This is a genomic window from Streptomyces sp. 4F14 (assembly GCF_048159485.1).
GTDB lineage: Bacteria > Actinomycetota > Actinomycetes > Streptomycetales > Streptomycetaceae > Streptomyces.
Genome location: NZ_JBLRVY010000025.1, coordinates 66906 through 89366 on the forward strand (window position 1 = coordinate 66906; position 22461 = coordinate 89366).

General features: G+C 70.0%; 16 protein-coding genes. 3 read left to right on the forward strand and 13 right to left on the reverse strand.

The window, feature by feature from the left end; all coding sequences use genetic code 11:
* Positions 1-52 precede the first annotated feature (52 nt).
* Together ACLZOT_RS34870 and ACLZOT_RS34875 are read right to left on the reverse strand one after the other, a co-directional pair.
* The gene (locus tag ACLZOT_RS34870; RefSeq protein WP_416973160.1) at positions 53-841 is read right to left on the reverse strand and encodes a S1 family peptidase; all 789 of its coding nucleotides are present in this window, start codon (positions 839-841) and stop codon (positions 53-55) included.
* Positions 842-1052: 211 nt separating this feature from the next.
* Entirely contained in the window at positions 1053-3302 is a 2250-nt protein-coding gene (locus ACLZOT_RS34875; RefSeq protein WP_416973161.1) for an ATP-binding protein, read from the reverse strand.
* A 95-nt stretch (positions 3303-3397) separates the two neighbouring features.
* Between ACLZOT_RS34875 and ACLZOT_RS34880 the strand changes: the two genes are divergently transcribed.
* Positions 3398-4597, forward strand: a complete 1200-nt coding sequence (locus tag ACLZOT_RS34880; RefSeq protein WP_416973162.1) for a GNAT family N-acetyltransferase — start codon at positions 3398-3400, stop codon at positions 4595-4597.
* Here the strand turns inward: ACLZOT_RS34880 and ACLZOT_RS34885 are convergent.
* Both ACLZOT_RS34885 and ACLZOT_RS34890 read right to left on the reverse strand, forming a co-directional pair.
* Entirely contained in the window at positions 4594-5652 is a 1059-nt protein-coding gene (locus ACLZOT_RS34885; RefSeq protein WP_416973163.1) for a Hint domain-containing protein, read from the reverse strand. The genes ACLZOT_RS34880 and ACLZOT_RS34885 overlap by 4 nt on opposite strands.
* A gap of 136 nt (positions 5653-5788) precedes the next feature.
* A complete protein-coding gene (locus ACLZOT_RS34890; RefSeq protein ID WP_416973247.1) occupies positions 5789-6382 on the reverse strand; it encodes a YceI family protein in 594 nt (197 codons plus the stop codon).
* Positions 6383-6656: 274 nt separating this feature from the next.
* On the opposite strand from ACLZOT_RS34890, the gene ACLZOT_RS34895 reads away from it, so the two are divergent.
* Together ACLZOT_RS34895 and ACLZOT_RS34900 are read left to right on the forward strand one after the other, a co-directional pair.
* The gene (locus tag ACLZOT_RS34895; RefSeq protein WP_416973164.1) at positions 6657-8240 is read left to right on the forward strand and encodes an acyl-CoA carboxylase subunit beta; all 1584 of its coding nucleotides are present in this window, start codon (positions 6657-6659) and stop codon (positions 8238-8240) included.
* A 35-nt stretch (positions 8241-8275) separates the two neighbouring features.
* On the forward strand, positions 8276-8467 hold the full coding sequence (locus ACLZOT_RS34900; protein ID WP_416973165.1) for an acyl-CoA carboxylase subunit epsilon: 192 nt from the start codon (positions 8276-8278) through the stop codon (positions 8465-8467).
* Positions 8468-8474: 7 nt separating this feature from the next.
* Here the strand turns inward: ACLZOT_RS34900 and ACLZOT_RS34905 are convergent, their stop codons facing one another.
* The 9 genes from ACLZOT_RS34905 to ACLZOT_RS34945 form a co-directional block, all read right to left on the reverse strand.
* A complete protein-coding gene (locus ACLZOT_RS34905) occupies positions 8475-11240 on the reverse strand; it encodes an NACHT domain-containing protein (RefSeq protein ID WP_416973166.1) in 2766 nt (921 codons plus the stop codon).
* A gap of 105 nt (positions 11241-11345) precedes the next feature.
* Positions 11346-11927, reverse strand: a complete 582-nt coding sequence (locus tag ACLZOT_RS34910; RefSeq protein ID WP_029183992.1) for a GTP-binding protein — start codon at positions 11925-11927, stop codon at positions 11346-11348.
* Positions 11908-12492, reverse strand: a complete 585-nt coding sequence (locus ACLZOT_RS34915; protein WP_416973167.1) for a DUF742 domain-containing protein — start codon at positions 12490-12492, stop codon at positions 11908-11910. The genes ACLZOT_RS34910 and ACLZOT_RS34915 overlap by 20 nt, the downstream gene beginning before the upstream one ends.
* Before the next feature lie 99 nt (positions 12493-12591).
* Entirely contained in the window at positions 12592-13005 is a 414-nt protein-coding gene (locus tag ACLZOT_RS34920) for a roadblock/LC7 domain-containing protein (protein ID WP_007384910.1), read from the reverse strand.
* 10 nt (positions 13006-13015) lie between these two features.
* Complete coding sequence (locus tag ACLZOT_RS34925) at positions 13016-16318, reverse strand: nitrate- and nitrite sensing domain-containing protein (protein ID WP_416973168.1); 3303 nt, start codon at positions 16316-16318, stop codon at positions 13016-13018.
* Positions 16319-16687: 369 nt separating this feature from the next.
* On the reverse strand, positions 16688-17263 hold the full coding sequence (locus ACLZOT_RS34930; protein WP_010354691.1) for a GTP-binding protein: 576 nt from the start codon (positions 17261-17263) through the stop codon (positions 16688-16690).
* Positions 17244-17642: a DUF742 domain-containing protein gene (locus ACLZOT_RS34935; protein WP_010354692.1), complete on the reverse strand. Its 399-nt coding sequence runs from the start codon at positions 17640-17642 to the stop codon at positions 17244-17246. The genes ACLZOT_RS34930 and ACLZOT_RS34935 overlap by 20 nt, the downstream gene beginning before the upstream one ends.
* Positions 17643-17762: 120 nt before the next feature.
* Entirely contained in the window at positions 17763-18176 is a 414-nt protein-coding gene (locus tag ACLZOT_RS34940) for a roadblock/LC7 domain-containing protein (protein ID WP_003993189.1), read from the reverse strand.
* Positions 18177-18185: 9 nt separating this feature from the next.
* Positions 18186-21947, reverse strand: coding sequence for a nitrate- and nitrite sensing domain-containing protein (locus ACLZOT_RS34945; protein WP_416973169.1), 3762 nt, complete (start codon positions 21945-21947; stop codon positions 18186-18188).
* Positions 21948-22461: the final 514 nt, after the last annotated feature.

Here is a 22461-nt window from a genome sequence, read left to right on the forward strand (position 1 = left end):
ACCCGGCGCCGAGTTGCGGCACCGGGTCCGTACGACAGGGTCGGGGCGGACGTCAGAGCGTCCGGGCCGCTGCCGCGATAGCGGAGGCGAAGGTCGAGACCTCGGTGTAGACGCCGGGCGCGTTGCGCTGGGCGCAGCCGTCGCCCCAGCTGACGATGCCGACCTGGATCCAGGCGTTGTTCGCGTCGCGGCGGAACATGGGGCCGCCGGAGTCGCCCTGGCAGGTGTCGGTGCCGCCCGCGGCGTACCCGGCGCAGATCTCCTCGCTCGGGACGAGGCCGTTGTACAGGCCGCCGAACGCACGGCAGGTGGCGTCGGAGATGAACGGGACCTGGGCCTTCAGCATGTAGCGCTGCTGGGCGCCGCCCTCGACGGCCGCACCCCAGCCGGCGACGGTGAAGGTGCCGGTGTTGTTGGCCGTGGTGGTGGCGATCGGCAGCGTCGCGAGGCCGGTGATCGGGGACGCGAGCTTGATCAGCGCCCAGTCCTTGCCGGTGCCGTTGTAGCCGGGCGCGCGGTAGACGTACGTCGAACGGACCTGCTGGCGGCCGGTGGTGGACTGGAGGTCCACGACACCCGCGGTCGCCGTGATGCTGGTGTTCGCGCCGGTGCCGTTCACGCAGTGCGCGGCGGTCAGCACGATCTGGGAGGTGTACAGCGAGCCGCCGCAGCCCATGGAGAGCCGGACCATGAACGGGAACTCGCCCTGCGCGGCACGGGTGCCGCCGACGACCGGCGCGGGCGCGGCGGTGGCCGTGGAGAGGGGCTGGAGGCTGACGACCGCGAGGGTGACGGCTGCGGCGGCCATACATCTCTTCGCCAGCGTGAGGAGCTTCTTCACCGTTGTGTTGCCTTCCGTGAGGGGGGTATGGAGCTTGACGGACCTGCAACGGGTACCGATCCTGTCGTGCTCATGCCAACTCCGGACGCCATAAGAAGTCCAACGAGTCGTCATGGGCGGGTCAAGGATCTTCGGTGGATTATGAGAAAGCGGTAAGTGTTCGCGCAAGGGGTGGGAACGAGCCGGAGGAACACGAGTTTTTGGCCAGGAGTCAGGAGCCGCCCGCCAACTTCCGCGCCCGCGTGGCCTCTTCGAGCAGGTCGCCGCGTGTGTAGGCGTCGGCGGCGGCACGGAACGCGAGGCGGGCTTCGCTCCTGTGTCTGATTCTGTGCAGCGACAGCCCGAGGTTGAAGCCGGCGTCACCGACGATGCTCCACTCCTCGAACTGCGTGCCGAGTTCGATCGCCGAGCGGGCGGCGTCGATCGCCTCGCGGTACCGCTTCAGGTCGGTCAGCGTGGCACTGAGCCCCAGCCAGGCCACGGCCGCCTGGTGTTCGTCGCCGATCAGCTTGCTCCACTCCAGGGAACGGGTGAGCGCCTCCAGCGCCTCCCCGGGGCGGCGCAGCTCGCTGAGGATGTAGCCGATGAGCCCCCACGAACCCGCCTTGCCACGCCAGTCGTTGAGTTCACCGCTGATCCGCAGGGAGCGCACGACATGGGGCAACGCCTCGTCGAGCCGCCCGAGGCCCCGCAGGAACTGGGCCAGGTTGAACAGTGGCTCCGTCAACTGGTGCCGCATGCCCAGCTCTTCGAACTCGGCGATCGCCAACGACAGTGCCTCGCACGCCTCTTCCGGCCGCCCGCGCTCGGCGAGGGTCGTGGCGAGATGAGCCCGGGCGAGGGCGGCGTACGACGGGTCGTCCAGCGCGAGGGCGTGCGCCAGCGCCTGTTCGCGCGCTTCGAGTGCCTCGTCGAGCCGCCCGAGCCGCAGCAGCGCCACCGCGATGCCGCTCGACGCGTAGTACCGCCCCTCCAGGTTGCCCACACGGTCGCACAGTTCCAGCGCCTCCCGGGAGGTGGCGAGCGCTTCCTCGAACCGGCGCAGATAGATCAGCGCGGAGTCGAGCGAGTTGAGCGCGGTCGCTTCCTCCTGGACGGCGCCGAGGCGACGAGCGGTGTCGCGAGCGATCGTCGCCACGTCGAGCATGTCGTCGAAGGAGCTCCGGTTGCGCAGGTGGGGGGTGAGCGCGAGGGCCGTCTTCAGCGCGAGCACGGCCGTCTGCCGGTCCTCGCTCTCGGCCCACCGCACCGCGTTCAGCAGCCCCGTCCGCTCGGCCTCGAACCAGCTCAGCGCCCCCTCGGGCCCGCCGGGGAACAGCTTCTCCGGCTGATCCGGCTTCGTGATCACCTCGTAGGCCAGCGTCAGCCGGGCGTAGTACATGACCTGGAGCTGCATCCGAGCCTGCCCCGCCTCCTCCGCCGTGACGAGGGAACCCGCGTACGCCCGCACGAGGTCATGCATCTGCCACCCCCCACCGCCCGGCAACGCACTCAGCAGTGACGCCGCCACCAACTCATCCGCAGCCGCCCGCCACCCCTCCTCCATCACCCCACCGAGGAGCTGACCCGAAACGGAATCGACGAACTTCCCGGGAGCCACCCCCAGCCCGCGGAAAACCCGAGCGGTCCCTTCCCCCAACCTCCGGTACATCGCGTCGAGAACCGGCCGCAGCACCAGCAGCTTTCCGTACTGATCCACCCCCTCCGCCACCAGCACCCCGACCCGGTCCCGCTCCAACTCGGCCACCAACTCCCGCACGCCCAACCCCCGCCGCTTCCGCAACAAGGCCGCGACGATCACCAACGCCAACGGCAACCCCCCGCACACCTCCACCAACTCCCGTACGCCGTCCCCGAGACGGGGATCACCGGGCAGCGCCCGCTCGATCAACTCCCGCCCCGCGTCCCCGGACAACGCCTCCACCTCGACCGACCGCACCGGAAACGCGTCCAGCACCTCCCGGGACGTCACCAGCACCCGGTGCCCGGCCCCCTCCCCGGGCAGCAGCGGCACCACCTGCTCACTGCCGCCCGCGTTGTCGAGAACCACCAACATCGCCTCCCGGGGCGCCAGTTCGCTCCGGAACCGGGCGGCCTCCCCGCCCCGCACACCGAGCGCCCACAGCAGCGACGACACGGCCTGCTCCGTGCTCACCGGAACCTCGTCGTACCCCCGCAGGTCGATGAAGAGCACACCGCCGGGGAAGAGACCCCGCTCCCGGGCCTCGTGGGCCACCGCGACCGCCAACGCCGTCTTCCCCACCCCCGCCAGCCCGGACACGGCGACCACCCGGTCCGACGCCAACGCCCCCAGCACAGCGGCGACTTCACCCTCCCGCCCGGTGAAGGCGGCGGGCGCCCCGGGCAGCGTCGACACCGCGGCCGACGTCCCGCCCTCGACCTTGCCGTACACCGGCCCGTAGAAGGTTCCGCCCCGGAAATCGATGTGGTCCCCGTTCATCCCCCCATGGTGCCGCTAATTCGCTTGACCCCGCCGCACCCCGGCACGGCACAGTGGCGAATCATCACGACCCCTTCGGGAAGGCGCCGCACCCCATGCACATCCGCCCCGCCACCGACGAAGACCGCGACCTCTTCGTCACCACCATGTTCACCGCGTTCGCCCTGGCCCCCGACACCCCGGCGGACGACGGCGGGGGAGTCTGGTGGGCGGCGGCGGAGATGGACCGCAACCTGTTCGCCGAGACACCGGACGGAACGCCGGTCGGCACGGCAGGCTCGTACGGCTTCGAACTCACCCTCCCCGGCGAGCAGTTGATCTCCGCGCCCGGTGTCACGGCGGTCGGCGTCCTCCCGACGCACCGCCGCCGGGGCGCCCTCACGGCGATGATGCGCCACCAGCTCACCGACCTGCGCGCACAGGGCGAGTCCCTCGCCGTCCTGCTCGCCTCGGAGGCCGTGATCTACCGCAGGTTCGGCTACGGCCCGGCGACGTACACCCGGACCCTGACGGTCCCGCGCCACAGGTCGGCCCTCATACCGGCGCAGCCGGCCCCCGGCACCGTGGAGGTCCTGCACCGCGAGGCCGCCGTGGAGATCATGGAACAGGTCTACGACACCTACCGCCGCACCCAGCCCGGCGCCCTCTCCCGCCCCCACCGCTGGTGGGAGAAGCGCGCCGGCCAGCCCCCGATCGCCCCGGCCCACCGCTACATCGCCGTCCACCGCGACGCGGACGGCACCCCCGACGGGTACGCCAGCTACTCGAAGGACGGCTCCACCGTGACCGTCGACGAGACGATCACCGCCGACGACGCGGTGTTCACGGCGCTCGCCAGGTACGTACTCGAACACGACCTCTCCCAGACGGCCGTGTTCAAGCAGTTCCCGCCGGAGCACCCGCTCAGCTGGCAGTTCGAGGACTTCCGCGCCGGCGAACTGAGCGGCCACATGGACTGGTTGTGGGTCCGCCTCCTGGACATCCCGCGCGCCCTCACCGCACGCGGCTGGTTCACGGACGGCGAACTGGTCCTCGACGTCGAGGACAGGTTCCTCACGGAAGGGGGCCGCTACCTCCTGACCGTCACCGACGGCAAGGCGGAGTGCGTACGGACCGACCGGGACCCCGATCTCTCCCTGGACGTCAGCGACTTGGGCTCGATCTACCTGGGCGGCACCACACCCACGACCCTCGTACGGGCCGGCCGCATCCGGGCCCACCACCCGGACGCGGCCTCACGAGCCGACGCCCTCTTCCGCGCCGACCGCACTCCGCACTGCCTGCACTGGTTCTAGCCCTCCTTGGCGAACTCGATCAGCCGCTCGAAGTCGATCGACCCGGGATCGCCATGGGTGTTGTGACAGAGCAGCCCGTCGGCGACGTACGTCCGTGTGCTGGTCGACAGGGACGCGATGGGCTGCTCACCCACGTATTCGACACCGAGTACGGCAGTGTCGTCGGCGCCCACGGGCGTGCCCTCCCACCCGGCGCCGGGGCGGACCCGCAGGATGCGGTGGCGGAACGGGGCGAGTTCCTTGCTGGGGACCCAGACGAGGCCGTCGCCCTCGCGGACCAGCCAGGGGTGGTCGTACGTGGCGGTGAGCTCGCCGTCGGCGGTGGTGATCCGGCAACTCTCCTTCACGCCGGGGTCGTTGCGGGTGACGGTGCCGGTCCGGTAGCGCCGGTCCGGTGGCTCCTCGTCGAACGACACGATCTCGTCGCCCACCTGGAGGCCGCCGGCGCGCTGCCAGGTGAGGTCGGCGCGCAGGACCGGGGTGTCGGGGTGGACGCAGTTCTCGGGGACGTGCATGTGGCCGCAGACACCCCGGAAGCCGTTCCAGCGGTCGTGGCTCATGCGCTGGCCGCCCCGGTTGCCGGCCGAGGCGGGGTACGCGGGCCACAGGGCGGGGCCCTTGAGGGGGACGCCGTGGTGGTCGTGCATCCAGGCCAGGAACCGGGCGACCTCGCGCAGGGCCCAGTCGGGAGCCTGCGGCCAGTAGATGTGCGGGGTGCTGTTCCCCTTCCACTTGCCGTGGATGTCGGGATCGCAGGTGCCGACCAGTTCGACCTGGCACACGTTCAGCGTGTTCGTCTGGACCCCGCCGGGGGAGTTGACGAGCGCGCGCGAGGAGACGTCGATCTGGAAGTGCTGGTACCAGCGGAGCTTCTGCGCGGCCAGGTCGGGCACCGCGGTGAGGTTGGGGGCGGCGGCGCCCCCCTGGTAGTCGGGGAGGTTACGGCCCTCCGTCGTATGCAGGACGACGACGTTGACCTCCATGCGGTCGCCGCCGTACTTCGTCTGGTACCAGTGACCGCGGTCCGCGCCGGGGTAGTTCTGCGGACCTGACATCGTGCTCAACGTGCCTCCCGGGGCCGGTGTTTCCGAGCCTGGGTGATGCCCCGAAAGCGGCCGAAGAGTCGCCTTTGGTGCCGATTGCCAGGAAAAGACGGAAACTGCCCCGGGAGGACGGTTGCGCGACCGGCTCTCAGCCCTTCTTGATCGCCGAGATGTCGAAACTGAGCTTGATCTTGTCGGACACCAGGACGCCACCGGTCTCCAGCGCCGCGTTCCAGGTGATGCCCCACTCCGACCGCAGCAGCTCCGCCTTGCCCTCGAAGCCGACGCGCTCGTTGCCGAACGGGTCCTTCGCGGCGCCGTTGAACTCCAGGTCGATGCTGATCGGCTTCGTCGTCCCGAGGATCGTGAGGTCGCCGGTGACGCGGTAGTCGTCCCCGCCCAGCGACTCCGCCTTCGTCGAGCGGAACGTCATCGCCGGGAACTCGTCCGTCCTGAAGAAGTCCGCGCTCTTCAGATGCCCGTCGCGGTCGGCGGAGCCGGTGTCGATGCTCGCCATCACGATGTCCAGGGACGCCGTGGACGCGGACGGGTCCGAGCCGTCGAGGTGCAGCTCGCCGCTGAACTCGTCGAACTTGCCCTTCACGTTCGTCACCATCGCGTGCCGCGCGGTGAAGCCGAGCGTCGAGTGCGCCGGGTCGATCGTGTAGTCGCCGGTGAGAGTGGCGAGGTCACCACTCGCCGCAGGCGCCTCATCGTCGTTCTTGCGGCCGAAAAGCCCCATCATGTCCTCCATTCAACTTCCTTACCGTGTCGGACAAGCTACTCTCCGTCGCGGAAGATCGCCTCCAGGAGAACTGGAGTCCGGCCGCGTTTCCTCGCGTGTGACCCGCGTCTCACATCACTCCTTTGTGGAGCCCCCACAACACACCACCCCCCTGAACAGTCGGAAGGAGTGCACCCGCCCCGGCTTATGTTCAGGGGTACCAGGAAAACGGGCCGGAGACTGTACGGAGTCGACGTCCCGGAATGCTTGGAGCGCTTCGTAAGGTCACTACATGACCGTTTTGGAAGAAGCGACGGGTGGACCCGCGGACGCGCGAGGCCGCGTGGCCGAGCTGCACGAGATCCGTGCCAGCGCGATCGCCGGCCCGAGCGAGAAGGCGACCGAGGCGCAGCACGCCAAGGGCAAGCTGACCGCCCGCGAGCGCATCGAGCTGCTCCTCGACCCCGGCTCCTTCCAGGAGGTCGAACAACTCCGCCGCCACCGCGCGGTCGGCTTCGGCCTGGAGGCCAAGAAGCCCTACACCGACGGCGTCATCACCGGCTGGGGCACCGTCGAGGGCCGCACGGTCTTCGTGTACGCCCACGACTTCCGCATCTTCGGCGGCGCCCTCGGCGAGGCCCACGCCACGAAGATCCACAAGATCATGGACATGGCCATCGCGGCCGGCGCCCCCCTGGTGTCGCTGAACGACGGCGCGGGCGCCCGCATCCAGGAGGGCGTCTCCGCCCTCGCCGGGTACGGCGGCATCTTCCAGCGCAACACCAAGGCGTCCGGCGTCATCCCGCAGATCTCCGTCATGCTCGGCCCCTGCGCGGGCGGCGCCGCCTACAGCCCCGCCCTCACCGACTTCGTCTTCATGGTCCGCGAGACCTCGCAGATGTTCATCACCGGCCCCGACGTCGTCAAGGCCGTCACCGGCGAGGAGATCACCCAGAACGGCCTCGGCGGCGCCGACGTCCACGCGGAGACCTCCGGCGTCTGCCACTTCGCGTACGACGACGAGGAGACCTGCATCGCGGAGGTCCGCTACCTCCTGTCGCTGCTCCCGCAGAACAACCGCGAGAACCCGCCGCGCGTCGAGTCCACCGACCCCGCCGACCGCCGCAGCGACGTCCTGCTCGACCTGGTCCCCGCCGACGGCAACCGCCCGTACGACATGACCAAGGTCATCGAGGAGATCGTCGACGACGGCGACTACGTCGAGGTCCACGAGCGCTGGGCCCGCAACATCATCTGCGCCCTCGCCCGCCTCGACGGCCAGGTCGTCGGCATCGTCGCCAACCAGCCCCAGACCCTCGCCGGGGTCCTCGACATCGAGGCGTCCGAAAAAGCTGCGCGCTTCGTCCAGATGTGTGACGCTTTCAATATCCCGATCGTCACCTTCCTGGACGTCCCCGGGTTCCTCCCCGGCGTAGACCAGGAACACGGCGGCATCATCCGCCACGGCGCGAAGCTCCTGTACGCGTACTGCAACGCCACGGTCCCCCGTATCTCCCTCATCCTGCGCAAGGCGTACGGCGGTGCCTACATCGTCATGGACAGCCAGTCCATCGGCGCGGACCTCACGTACGCCTGGCCCACCAACGAGATCGCCGTCATGGGCGCGGAGGGCGCGGCCAACGTCATCTTCCGCCGTCAGATCGCCGGCGCGGAGGACCCCGAGGCGATGCGCGCGCGCATGGTCAAGGAGTACAAGGCCGAGCTGATGCACCCGTACTACGCGGCGGAACGTGGCCTCGTGGACGACGTGATCGACCCCGCGGAGACCCGCGAAGTCCTCATCAAGTCCCTGGCGATGCTCCACTCCAAGCACGCGGACCTGCCGTCCCGCAAACACGGCAACCCCCCGCAGTAACCCTGCGGAAACCTCTCTCACGGAGACTCAAACTTATGAACACCCCTGACATCCGAGTCGAAAAGGGCAACGCCGAGCCGGAGGAAGTCGCGGCCATCACGGCGATCCTCCTGGCAAGGGCGGCGTCCCGTTCTGCCGAGGCCCCGTCGCACCGGGGGCGCGTGAAGGCGGGCTGGCGCCGGTTGGAGCGCGAGAACGGGTTTAGGGCGCCGCACAGTTGGCGTTGAGCTGTTGCTAGATGACCTCGACTTTCACACCTGGGAAGTCGAGGTCATTCATGTTTTCGGGGAGGGTGCAGTTGTCGAGGAGGAGGCTGCGGAGGCTGGAGGGGAAGGACTCGGCCCGCAGCCACGTCCGTACGTCGGCGTCCCACAGTTGAAGGGTGGTGAGGCTCGGCCCGAGGCGGAGCTTCGTGAGGTCCGTCTGACGGCTGATGCCCAGAACCAAGCACTCCAGCTGTGACAGTTCCTCAAGGACCTCCACCCCCGTGACTGACGTGAACCCTGCCAGGTGGAGGTGGGTCAGCTCGGGCTGAGACGTCAGCGGAGTGAGATCGAGGGTGTCTTGGCGGCCGATGAGGAACAGGTAATCAAGGGGTGGCAGCTCGGAGACAGGAGTCAGGCCCATGGCAGGGAGGCTGGCAGATACTCGGCGCAAGTGAGACAGGTCGGCAGCCGCGCTCCACTGTCCCGTGTGTGACAGGGTGACGAGGTAGTCCGCGAGAGGCAGGTCGGCCAGTACCTCGGCCGCGTACGCGTGCGCGTCGAAGTAGTCCCAGGCGCTGATGAGTGTACGGATGACTGCGCGGCGTTCGTCGCCCGTGTAGCCGACCAGCAATGACAACGCCTCTCGTCCCCCGATGAGAGCCGCCGTCAGCACCGTCTGCACGGCGGCTGTCTCCGACAACCCCTCCAACGACCGAGGCATCTTCCGCAGCAGACTGCCCCCCACAGCCGCCAGCGCCGGCGGATCAGTCACCCGCCGTGCCGGAAGCAGCGCATCCACCGCCTCATCCAGTCGCCCGGCGAGCCCGTCGGACACCATCGGCATCGTCTCCTGACAGGAAGCCGCCAACAACCGCAGCTTCCGGGCATGCCGAGGCTCCCGCGCAGCCCGATCCAGGATGCCGCCCAGCAACTCCTCCCGCTGCCGCGTATTCGCATGCCCCGCAGCCATGATGATCGTCTCGCGCCAGATATCCAGATGAGCCCGCCCGACCAGATTCCCCATTCGGTCCTCCTCGGCTGCCTCCTCCGCCGCCAAGTACTCCTGGAACGTCCGGTGCACGAACCCCAACCTCCCTTCAGAGGGCAACCGCAACATCCCGGACCGCTCCCGCAGTTGCTCCAGCACCCCCACCCCATCCGGCTCCCCGATGTGCCGCATCCCCGTCAACTTCCGCCCCACGTAAGACTCCGCCTGCCCCACCGACATCTCACTCCGGTCGTTGTCGGACAACCGCCAAGCCAGATCCCGCAACAACACCACCTTGTCCCCGAGGCTCAACTCCCCAGCCGCACTGGGCACATTCCGCGCCGCATCCCGCTCATGAACCAGCATGTGCAGCGCACTCCGATACAACTCCATCCGGTCACGCGGCAGTTGACTCCCCCGGTTCATATGCATCGCGCACAGCATTGACGCAAGCAGCGGAGTCCCAGCCAGCGCCTGCAAATGAGCCCGATCCTTCAGGCTGTTGAGCAACGACTGCTCATACTCCGGCTGCTCCTCCCCCAACTCCCGCACAGCCAGATGCCATTGCCGAACGAACGCGGCGATATCCGGCGGACTCATCCGATCCAGATGCAGCGACACGAACGAATCCCGCCGCAACCAGTCCGCACCCGCAGCCCCAGGCCGAGACGTCACCACCACCCGCGCCCGGGGATATGCGATCAAAAGCTTCCGCACCCACTCCCGCACCTTCCTCCGCTCGCTGTCCAGCAACTCGTCCACCCCGTCGACGAGCAACAGCGCGCTGCCAGCGGTGAGTTGCCGCTCGACCCACCCCGCAGGCATGTCCCCGGTGATGGGTCCGGCGACGGAGTCGAGCATGGCTCCAGGCAAGGGCAGCGCCTTCCCGCTGTACTCCCGCAGCTTCACGAACACGGGAGTGACCCCGTTCCACTCGGCCAACTCCCCGGTAAAGGCCCCCCGAGCAGCAGTGACCGCCAACCACCGCAGCAACGTCGTCTTCCCGGACCCGGCCTCACCGCGCAGCAGTACCCGCGAGGCCCCCCGAAGCGCCGCCTCGACCCGCATCCCACCCGCATCAGCCCCCGTGAACTCCTCCCACCCGCTCATGTCGGGCCGCAGCACAGGCACCCCCCGCCGCCCAACGCGCCCCTCACCCCCACCAGTTGCCCGCAGACTCACATAGGCCACGGACAACCGCCCCTCGGCCCCCCGTCGGAACAACTCCACCTCGTCCAGGGTCTCGCTGACGACCTCCAGATACCGCCGCCGAAAGGCGGTGTCCCGGTCCATCCCCTCCTCCGCGAGCAGGGCCCGATCGGGCAACCGCTCCACCATCCGCGCCACATCGACCCCGAAGGCCACGCCGGCGGTCCGCTCCTCGAAGACGGGCAGGGCCCGCACGACCCGCACCGCGTACTCGCAGCACTCGGCGAACAACGCCTCCCCGAGCCGCCCGCCGGGCACCCGCACGGCGCCGGTGATCCTCCGCACGGACTCGGCGGCGCTCTCCCCGCCCCTCAGCTCCACGACCCCCAGCGCCCCGCTCACCCCGTCGACCAGCGCCCGCCGTTCCTCCTCGCCCAGCCCCCGCAGCTCCCGCCCGAGAAACGGCTCCAGCCGGTCGTACACAGCCCCCGCGATCTCCCCGAACTGCCGCAGCACGGCATCGCCCAGCCGCCGCCCGGACACCTGCATCGGCACCAGCTCACCCAGCGGCACCCCCACCGGCCCGCCGAGCCAAGCCTGAGCAGCCACCCGCCCCACGGCCGCGCCCAACTCCATAGCGGCGTCTTCAGAGTTCATGTAAGCCCCCACAGAAACCCCTCGCAGGCCAAAAAAGAACGGCCCCCATCCCCCCACAAGAACCACAGGGAAGACGAGGGCCGCAACCGATTCGAGCGGAAACCCCTACCGCAGGCGGGCCATGAGCGCGTGCTCGACCAGCGTGATCAGCGCCGACTTGGCGTCGGCCCGATGCCGGGCGTCGGTCGTGATGATCGGGGTGTCGGGCCCGATCTGGAGCGCCTCGCGGACCTCGTCGGGGGAGTAGGGCTGGTTCCCGTCGAAGCCGTTGAGGGCGATGACGAACGGCAGCCCGCTGTTCTCGAAGTAGTCGACGGCCGGGAAGCAGTCGGCGAGGCGGCGGGTGTCGACGAGCACGATCGCGCCGATGGCGCCCCGCACCAGGTCGTCCCACATGAACCAGAAGCGGTCCTGGCCGGGCGTGCCGAACAGGTACAGGATGAGGTCCTGGTCGAGCGTGATACGGCCGAAGTCCATGGCGACGGTCGTCGTCGTCTTGTCCCCCGTGTGGGTGAGGTCGTCGATGCCCGCGGAAGCGGACGTCATCACGGCCTCGGTACGCAGCGGATTGATCTCCGAGACAGCACCAACGAACGTGGTCTTGCCCACGCCGAAGCCGCCCGCCACCACGATCTTCGCGGAGGTGGTGGAGCGGGAAGGACCGCCGCTAGAGCTTGCGAAGTCCACTGAGCACCCTTTCGAGCAATGTCACGTCTGGCTGGCCTCCGGCGTTCTCGTCGCCGCCGGGCTGATGGATGGCGACCAGGCCCGCCTCCGCCAAGTCGGCGACGAGAATCCTGGCCACGCCGAGAGGGATGGTCAGCAGGGCGGAGATCTCCGCCACCGACTTGATCTCGCGGCACAGGTTGCAGATCCGCTGATGCTCGGGCAACTGCCCCTGCATCTGGTGCGGCTGTGCGGTGGTGTGCACCAGTGCCTCGATGGCGAGCTGGTAGCGCGGGCGCGTCCGGCCGCCGGTCATGGCGTACGGACGCACCAGGGGGTTGTTCGAGGAGCCGGCGGGCGACGGCTCGGGCATGCGGCGCTGCGGGGGCTGCACCGGCTGGATGCGCGGCGCGGGCTGCTGGTCGTACGGGGAGGGGCCGGGGCCCTGCGGGGCGTACGGCTGCCGTGGCTGGCTGGGTGCGGAGGGGAAGTTGTAGCGGTTCGGGTTCTGAGAGGCGTCGCCCTGGCCGTGGCCGGAGCCGTACGACCAATCGCCCGGATGGGAACCGCCTGGGGGTGTTGCCACTTTCTCTCCTCCTCCGACTGTGCCGGGCTCCAGCAGCGTGTGTGGAGCCGCGTCCCGAAACCCTACGGCCTCGGGACGCCAAAACGCACCGTCCGTCTGCTAGTTGAGCAGGCTCCCCTGGAGCTCCGCACGAAGATCGGGCGTCAGGACCGAACCGGCACGGTCCACCAAAAGCGCCATCTCGTACCCGATGAGGCCGATGTCCGCCTCCGGGTGGGCGAGCACCGCGAGCGAGGAACCGTCGGATACGGACATGATGAAGAGGAATCCCCGCTCCATCTCCACAACCGTCTGGTTCACGGCACCTCCCTCGAAGATCCGGGAGGCGCCTGCCGTCAGGGACGTCAGACCGGAGGCGACGGCCGCGAGCTGGTCGGCGCGGTCGCGGGGGAAGCCTTCGGACATCGCCAGAAGGAGTCCGTCGGCGGAGACCACCACGGTGTGGGACACCCCCGGGGTGTTGTCCACGAAGTTGGTGATCAACCAGTTCAGGTTCTGTGCCGCCTGGCTCATCGGGCTCACACTAACGCTCCTGGTTGTAGGTGCTGTCAGGGCCGAAGCCCTGGCCGTTCGTTTCACTGCCTGCGGTGCGTCCGCGCTGGACCCCGCGACGCAGGTTGCTCAACCTGCCCCGGATGTCCTCGGGAGCGCGGGAGATCTGAGGACCTCCCTGTTGGGTGGTCTCCGCGGCGCCCTCGACCAGGTTGGCCTTGGGGACCCGCCGCGGCAGACCGGAGGAGGTGACCCCGCCGGCCTTCGGCTTGCGCAACTGCGAAGCCTGCTGCCAGCGTTCGTCGTTCGCGGAACGCCAGGAGCCGTCGTCGGACGCCGCCTGCGGAGCAGGCGTCTCCTGCTGCTGCGCGGACTGCGCGACACCATTGACCCCCGTTCCGGCAGTGGCCCCGACCCCGTTCGCCCCGGCGTCGCCCGCTCCGGCACCGCTCGCCCCGCCCCCGCGGCGCGGGAGCCCGGCGTCGGTCAGCGAGTGGGCGGCGGAGGGGGCAGGTCCCGGACGGTCGAAGCCTACGTGCTGCGCCTCGTCGGCGACCTGCGCGGACTCCGCTTCGGGAGCGTACTGGTCCGGGTAGCCGTTGCGGTAGTCGCCCTGCTGCGGCCAGTCGTCCTGGTAGGACGGCTCCTCGAAGCCCGGGTACCCGTTCGACGCCCCGGCCCCGCGTTCCTGCGCGCCCGGCTCCGGGTAGCCCCCGCCGCCGTTCGCAGGAGCCTGCGGCGCGAAGTACGGCTCTTCGTACGACGCCTGCTGTGCGCCCTCGTACGGCGACTGGGCGCCGTAGGGGGACTGGGGAGCCTGGGGCTGCTCCACGAAGCCCGTGGGGGCCCCGTCGAAGCCGTTCTGCGGGGATCCGTAGGGGAGTTGCGGAGTCTGCTGGGTCACTTGCGGAGAATCCGTGAAGGAATCCCCGTACAGCGGCGTCTCCTGCGTCTGCTGCGGGCCGCCGAAGGAGGCGTCGTTCTGAGGGGCCTGAGGGGCCTCCAGCGCCGCCCGGCGTTCCTCGCGCATCAGCGAACGGCCCACCGGGTCCAGGTCGCGGATGTCGTCCGGCACCTCGTAGCGGGTGTCGTCGAAGCCGAGTTCGGCCGCCGTGCGCATCGGCTGCTGCTGCGGCTGGCCGAAGCTCTCGCCGCCGGGCTTGCCGAACTGCTGCTCGGGGATGATCTGCGAGACCGTGAACTGGTCCTGCTCCGGCTGGTGTTCGCCACCGCCGCCGTGCGTGATCGCGTCCGGCAGCATGACCAGCGACGTCGTCCCGGCCTGCTCGCCCGAGGGGCGCAGCTGGACGCGGATGCCGTGCCGGTCGGACAGGCGCCCGACCACGAAGAGGCCCATGCGCTGCGAGATCGCGGCGTCCACGGTCGGCGGGTTGGCCAGCTTGTGGTTGATGTCCGCGAAGTCCTCGGCGGTGAGGCCGATGCCCTTGTCGTGGATCTCGATCATCACGCGGCCGTCGGGCAGCCGGGTCGCGGTGACGCGGACCTTGGTCTGCGGGGAGGAGAACGTGGTGGCGTTCTCCAGGAGCTCGGCGAGCAGGTGCACGAGGTCGGTGACCGCGCGGCCGTGGATCTCGGCCTCCGGGACGCCCGACAGCTCGATGCGCTCGTACTGCTCCACCTCGGAGGAGGCGGCGCGCAGCACGTCGACCAGCGGGACCGGCTGGTCCCAGCGGCGGCCCGGCTCCTCGCCGGCGAGGACGAGGAGGTTCTCGCCGTTGCGGCGCATACGGGTCGCGAGGTGGTCCAGGCGGAAGAGGTTCTCCAGCTGGTCCGGGTCGGCCTCGTTGTTCTCCAGGTCGGTGATCAGGGTCAGCTGGCCCTCGATCAGCGACTGGTTGCGGCGCGAGAGGTTGGTGAAGATCGCGTTGATGTTGCCCCGCAGGAGGGCCTGCTCGGCGGCGAGCCGTACGGCCTCGCGGTGGACCTGGTCGAAGGCGCGGGCGACCTCGCCGATCTCGTCCGTCGTGTTGATCGGGATCGGCGCGACCCGCGTGTCCACCCGGCCCGGGTCGGTCCGCGAGAGCTGGTCGACCAGCATCGGCAGCCGCTGCTCGGCGATCCCGAAGGCCGCGTTGCGCAGCTGGCGCATCGAGCGGGACATCTGCCGGGCGACCGCGGAGGCCAGGATGAACGCCAGCAGCAGGGCGACGACGACGATGGCACCGGTGATGTACGCGTCGCGCTGGGCGTCGGACGCGATGCCGGACGCCTCGGTCACCGCGGTGTCCGAGAGGCTGGACTCCATCTTGCGGTAGGCGTCGAACTTGAGGGTCGTCATGGCCCACCAGTTCTCGGCGGTCACCCCCTGCTCGGCGAGGGCGGCGCGCTCACTGGCGTCCGTCGACTGGATGGAGGCGATCGCGGTCAGGAACTGCACCGGGTCGGTCGGCGGGGCGACGTAGTCCGGGTTCTTGGCCTTCTGCTCCTGGATCATCGTCGCCGCGTCGGCCTGGATCTGCTTCTGCGCCGCCGCGAGCTTCGCGATGTCCTGCTCGGTGCCGCCGCTCTGGTACTCCTGGGTCGCGATGTTCTCCAGGTAGGCGTACGAGGTGAGCGCGACCCGCTGCTGGGAGAGGCTGGTCTGGCTGGTGCCCGGCTTGATCAGCAGGTGCATGCCGATGGAGCGCTGGAGGGAGAGCGCGCCCTGACCGAGTGCGAGCGCGTAGACCGTGCGGCCGTAGGAGGTGATGTTGCCGGTGCCGAGCCCGAGTTCGTTGGAGAACTCCAGGAGCTTGTGCTCGACGTTGACGTACCCCTCCTCCGTCCTCACGCCGGTCATCTTGGCGGTGTAGGCGTCCGCGCGGAGCGTCTGGAGCTGGGGCTCGACGTCGCGGAAGCCCTTGAGGCGGCGGACCAGGTTGGCGCGGTCGGGCATCGACTGCGCGGCGGTGTCGAAGTCGTCGGACGCCTTGTCGGTGGCCTTGCGGGCGGCGACGACCGTCGGGTCGTTCTCGCCCTTGCCCTGGAGCAGGGGGGCGGCGGTGACGTCGCGTTCGACCAGGAGGGCGTTGCTGTAGGTGAGCGCGGCCCGCACCAGTTTCGCGGTGTTCTCCGCGTCCTGCGCCTCCTGCCAGGTGTCGATCGAGCCCTTCACCTGGAAGCCGCCCATCACGAGGCCGACCACCACGGGTATGAGCAGGATCGCGTTCAGCCTGGTCGGCACCCGCCAGTTGCGGGGGGAGAGCCGGCCACCGCTCTTGGCCGGCGCGGCCTGGGGTTCCGAGCCCGGCATGGGGGCGGTCGCCGCTCCGCGCGGCGGCGGGGTGAAGTTGCCCCGGGCCTCAGGCTCGGGACTTTTCTTGCTTCGCCTCACTCGACCAACAACCTCTCGGCGGCAGTGTCTCTCAACGCCCAGTCAGCCATCGACTGCGTTCGTAGCTAGTTACGTCATTGACTATTGGGCAGTTCAGGCATTCCAGCATGGCGAACAGTGCTCTTCCAAACAGTGAGAAGAGCCGATTACGTGTGATGTAAAGCGCTCATAAAACGGTCATACAGAGCGAGCCCCGTCAAAAGACGGGGCCACCATGCGCACAGCGGTACCGCACGACCGCGACGCGTGGCGGTACCACCCGATTCCTCTGCCGAAACGTTATGAACACCGGAGCCGACCGTGTCAAAGGCCACAGTCGGCTCCGGTTGAGTCTACGGCAACTGCCCTACGGCAGCGTCTACTTGATGATCACCGCAGGCGGGCCATGAGCGCGTGCTCGACCAGCGTGATCAGCGCCGACTTCGCGTCCGCGCGATGCCGGGCGTCGGTCGTGATGATCGGGGTGTCCGGACCGATCTGGAGCGCCTCGCGCACCTCGTCCGGCGAGTACGGCTGACTCCCGTCGAAGCCGTTCAGCGCGATGACGAACGGCAGCCCGCTGTTCTCGAAGTAGTCCACCGCCGGGAAGCAGTCCGCGAGCCGGCGCGTGTCCACCAGCACGATCGCGCCGATCGCCCCGCGCACCAGGTCGTCCCACATGAACCAGAACCGGTCCTGCCCGGGCGTCCCGAACAGGTACAGGATCAGGTCCTGGTCCAGCGTGATACGCCCGAAGTCCATCGCCACCGTCGTGGTGGTCTTGTCCCCGGTGTGGGTCAGGTCGTCGATCCCCGCCGAGGCGGACGTCATCACGGCCTCGGTACGCAGCGGGTTGATCTCGGAGACGGCGCCCACGAACGTGGTCTTGCCCACGCCGAAGCCGCCCGCCACCACGATCTTCGCGGAGGTGGTGGCCCGGCCTCCGTCAGAGCTTGCGAAGTCCACTGAGCACCCTTTCGAGCAGCGTCACGTCCGGAGCGCCGCCGTTGTTCTCGTCGCCGCCCGGCTGGTGGATCGCCACCAGACCGGCCTCGGCGAGGTCCGCGACCAGGATCCGGGCCACCCCCAGCGGCATCGCGAGCAGCGCGGAGACCTCCGCCACCGACTTGACCTCGCGGCACAGGTGGCAGATCCGCTGGTGCTCGGGGAGCAGCCCCATGAGCGCCGCCGGGTCGGCCGTCGTACTGATCAGCGCCTCGATGGCGAGCTGGTAGCGCGGCCGGGTCCGGCCACCCGTCATCGCGTAGGGCCGCACCAGCGGCTGGTCGCCCTCGTCCGTGTACGGGTCCGCGTACGGATCATGATGGGCGGTGGGCGGGGTCATGGATCCTCCGGGCGGGCCAAGCAAATCGGCAAGTCTTAGTCGCGTGCCGTCCCTGGTGGCCGGTGGGGGGTTTGTGCCGACCGGACGGTGATTTGGTGAGGTGGGTGGTGCCGGGGCGGTCTAGTGGAGCAGACTGCCTTGCAGTTCGGCCCGCAGATCCGGCGTGAGCACAGCGCCCGCGCGGTCGACGAGCAGCGCCATCTCGTAGCCGACGAGGCCGATGTCGCACTCGGGGTGGGCGAGGACGGCGAGCGACGAACCGTCCGAGACGGACATGAGGAAGAGGAACCCGCGTTCCATCTCCACGACCGTCTGCGCGACGCTGCCGCCCTCGAAGATCCGCGAGGCGCCCGCCGTCAGCGAGGTCAGCCCGGAGGCGACCGCCGCCAGCTGGTCGGCGCGGTCACGCGGGAAGCCCTCGGACATCGCGAGCAGGAGACCGTCCGCGGAGACCACCACGGTGTGCGAGACCCCCGGGGTGTTGTCCACGAAGTTGGTGATCAACCAGTTCAGATTCTGTGCCGCCTGGCTCATCTGGCTCAACTAACGCTCCTGCTGGTGGGTGGGGCTCGGGAAGCTGTCTGTCTGCCCGCTCCCGGCCTGGCGGCCCTGAGCGATGCCCCGACGGAGGTTGGTCAGCCGTCCGCGCACGTCGTCCGGCGCGCGCGAGACCTGCGGACCCGCCTGGTGCTGTTGCTGCTGCGCGGTGCCCGGCACGAGGTTCGCCCGGGGCACCCGGCGCGGCAGACCTGAGGTGGTGATCCCGCCCGAGGCGGGCTGACGCACCCGCTCGGCCTGCCGGACCAGATCGTCGTTCGGAGTGGCCCGCCACGAGGACGACGCCGCCGGCGCGGCCGCGGGCCGCTGCGGAGCCGCCGGAGCGGGCGCCGGGACCGGCGCGGGAGCGGGCGCCTGAGCCTGCGGCTGCTGCGGCACCCCCTGCGCCTGACCCCCCTGCTGAGCCTGCTGCTGGTGGAACCAGTTCGTCTCCAGCGTGTCGTACAACGGCGTACGACCGTCCCCGGGGCCGGCCGGCGGCAGCGCCTCCGGCTCGGGGCGCGCGGCGGGACGCTGCGGCGGGGCGGCGTACCCGTTGTTGGCCCCGTTGACCCGCCCCGGCAGCGCGTGCTGGCCGGTCGACGAGCCGTCGTACCCCTGCGGAGCGCGCTGCGCGGGCGCCGGGTTGGTCCCGAAGACGTCCGGCCGCTGGAACTGCCCGCTGTTGTCGGCCGGGAACTGGCCCCCGCCGATCGCCGGGAACTGGCTCGTCGCTTGGAAGTCGTCCTGGCGCCCCGGGTTCTGCCCCTGCGGGGCGCCCAGCGCCGGGAACTGCCCGGTGTTCTGTACGAGGTTCGGGTTCGGCCGCCCGAAGTCGCCCTCGATCCGGGGTATCTCGGCGGTCGAGCCGGGACCCTCGATGCGCGGCATCTGCGAGGTGCGCGCCACATCGGGCTCGTCGTGTCCACGCGGGGCGTCCAGCGCGGGCGTGCGGGCGCTCTCGTCGCCCCAACTCGGCGTCCGGGGCTGGGGGTTGCCGCCGGGCAGCTCGGCCCGGGGGCCACCGCGCGCCGGGAGCTGCGGCTGCCGGCCACGCCCCTGCTCGCCGGCGTCCTTGCCGTTGCCGCGCCCGTCCTTGCCGCGCGGCGGACGCGAACCGCCGCCGAAGAGGTCCTGGCCCTGCTGTCCCTGTCCCTGGCCCTGCGGGGGAGCGGCCTGGAGGCCGTTGAAGGAACCGGTCCCCGCGGGCGCCGGCGCCGAGGGGCGCCCGCCCTGCTGCTGGCCGCGTGCCGGAGCGCCGTCCCGTCCGGGCAGCGCGGTCCGCGGACCGCCGCCGAGGGCGCCGCCCCCGGGACCCGCGCCGAACCCGGCACCGGCACCGCCGGGACCCGAGCCGAACGCGCCGGACCCGCCGAAGGCGCCGCCGGAGCCCGGACCACCGGGCCCGGCACCGAAGTTGCCGCCCTTGCCGCCGCCCGGCGCACCCGCGCCGGCCGGACCGCCGCCGAAGCCGCCGGGAGCACCCTGACCGGGTCCGCCCTGGCTGCCGGGACCGCCCTGGCGGCGCGCGGCGGCCGCGCCCGCCGACGCCTGCGCCGCCGCCGGACCACCGGGCTGGGCACCGCCCTGACCGGGCTTCGGCTGGGGCTTCTTGCCGCCCTGCGCGACGTCGACCGGCAGCATGACCAGCGCGGTCGTGCCGCCCGAGTCGGAGGGCCGCAGCTGGATACGGATGCCGTGCCGCTGCGAGAGGCGGCCGACCACGAAGAGGCCCATGCGCCGGGACACCGACACGTCCACGGTCGGCGGCGAGGCGAGCCGCTCGTTGATGGAGGCCAGGTCCTCGGGGGAAAGGCCGATACCGGTGTCGTGGATCTCGATCAGGACCCGCCCGTCGGGCAGCGCGTGACCGGTGACCTTGACCTTGGTCTGCGGGGAGGAGAACGACGTGGCGTTCTCAAGGAGCTCGGCGAGGAGGTGCACGAGGTCGTTGACGACCCGCCCGGCGACCTCGGTGGTCGGCACGGACGCCAGCTCGATGCGCTCGTACTGCTCCACCTCGGACGCGGCGGCACGCAGCACGTCCACCAGCGGCACCGGACGCGTCCAGCGCCGGCCGGGCTCCTCACCCGCGAGGACGAGGAGGTTCTCGCCGTTACGGCGCATACGGGTCGCGAGGTGGTCCAGCTTGAACAGCGAGGACAGCTGGTCCGGGTCGGCCTCGCGGGACTCCAGTTCGGAGATGAGCGACAGCTGACGCTGGATGAGGCCCTGGGAGCGGCGCGAGAGGTTGGTGAACATCGCGTTGACGTTGCCCCGCAGGAGGGCCTGCTCGGCGGCGAGCCGGACGGCCTCGCGGTGCACGTCGTCGAAGGCCGCGGCCACCTGGCCGATCTCGTCCCGGGAGTGCACACCGACCGACTCGACGGAGGTGTCGACGTCCTGCGGGTCCGACTCGGAGAGCTGCTTGACCAGCTCGGGCAGCCGTTCCTGGGCGACCTTCGTGGCCGTCTCCTGGAGGCGGCGCAGCGAGCGGATCATCGAGCGGGCGACGACGAACGCGCCGACCAGCGAGACACCGAGCACCAGCAGGATCAGCACACCCGAGATGATCGCGTCGCGCTCGGTCTCGTTGCGCAGCTCGCGGGCCTTCTGCTCCATGTCGTCGAGCAGCTCGGACTCGATGTTCTTCATCTGCTGGAGCTTGGTGCCCGAGGCGTCCAGCCAGTCCTGGTACGACCGCTTGTCCTGCGACTCCAGACCGGAGTCCGAGGCGAAGGCGCGGTTCGCGTACTGGTCGGCCTCCTCGATCGTGGCGTTGCCCGACTCGATGGGCTTCAGCAGCTCCTCGGCGCCCTCGTCGCCGTAGATCGAGCGGAAGATCGCCAGCTCGGAGTCCTCGCCCTCGACCGCGGTCTCGCCGTAGTTGCGGTCGTTGTCGCTGAGGTCGCCGAAGACCTTGTTGTTCACCGGGAGCGCGGCCGTCAGCACGGCGCGCTGCATCGACGAGTACTCCTTGGCGGAGGAGAACGCGGCCAGCGCGCGGGTGCGCTGGATCATCTCCGGGTTGGAGGTGGCCTCGGCCATGTCCTGGGAGAGGTCGACGAGGCGGGTGATGAGCCGGTGGTAGCCCTCCACCGTCTGCATCGCGTTGCCCTGCGCCACGTACGCCGTCGAGCGGAGCTTGGCCAGGTTGCCGAGGTCGCCGACCAGGCCGACGAGGTTGTCGCGGACGCCCTGGAGGTTGCCGCTCTTGCTGGTGGCGTCGATCTCCTCGGACGCGTTGACGAAGGCGTCCAGCGAGCGGTCCGTCGTCGTGCGCAGGCCCTTGACGGTGGCGTCGTCCGCCTTGCCGCCGTGCGCGAGGGGGCCGGCGGAGCGGTCGCGCTCGTTCTGCAGGGCGATCGACAGCTCGGTCGCCTGCTTCGTCATGTCGGTCAGCAGCCGCATGTTGTCGAGCTGCTGGATGTCCTCCATGGACTGGTTGATGCGCAGCGCGCCGAGCGTGGTGGCGGCGACCACGGGGAGGGTCAGCAGGGCCACCAGGCGCGTGGAGATGCGCCAGTTGCGCAGGGCGACGCGGTTGCCGGAGTCACCCTTGGTGGGCTTGACCGGGGGTATCGGGGGAACGGCGGTGGGGGTCACCGGGGTGGTGGGAGCGCCGGGGCGGCTCTTGCCGTCGCCTGCCTGGGCGGGACCCGGGTTCTGGGCGTGCTGGGGCGAGGCGCCGGCTGTCGTTGGGCCGGTCCCGCCGCGTGGCTCCGGCCCTGCCGGGGCACTGCCGTCCCTCTTGAATCGTCCCTGCACTAGCGTCGCAACCTCTGGACCAGGCGCCTTCCCGAATGAACGGACAAGGCGGTGTCGGCGTCTTGAGAGGCGCCCTGACTGCGCCCCCCGGGTGGTCGTTGAGTGACCCGGCGCTGGTTCCCCCTATCTCGCCGCCACTCGGCGCTTCTGTGCGCCCCCTGCGCGCCGGCTCGATCCCGCGGCGGTCCGTGAGATTCCAGCACAGTGCCGGATCTCCAACAAGGTTTGGTGTCCTGGCTGTGACATCCGTGACAGTGTGTACGGGGGGAATCACCCGGCGTGGATTTCTATCCGCCCCAAAGCGTTCGAACCCCCGCAAACCCACAAAGTGATCAAGGTGTCCCAGTCGCCATGATCAGGAGCGGAATGACTGCTTCAGTCGGTCAATGTCCGTTTCGCCGCGTTCACTTGCGGGCCTGAATTGACCGGTTTGACGCCTGTTCCGTGAGCAAACTCACACGCCCTCGGGTGGCCCCCCGTGACTTCCCCGGGAATGCCATGTTTAGCCTGACGC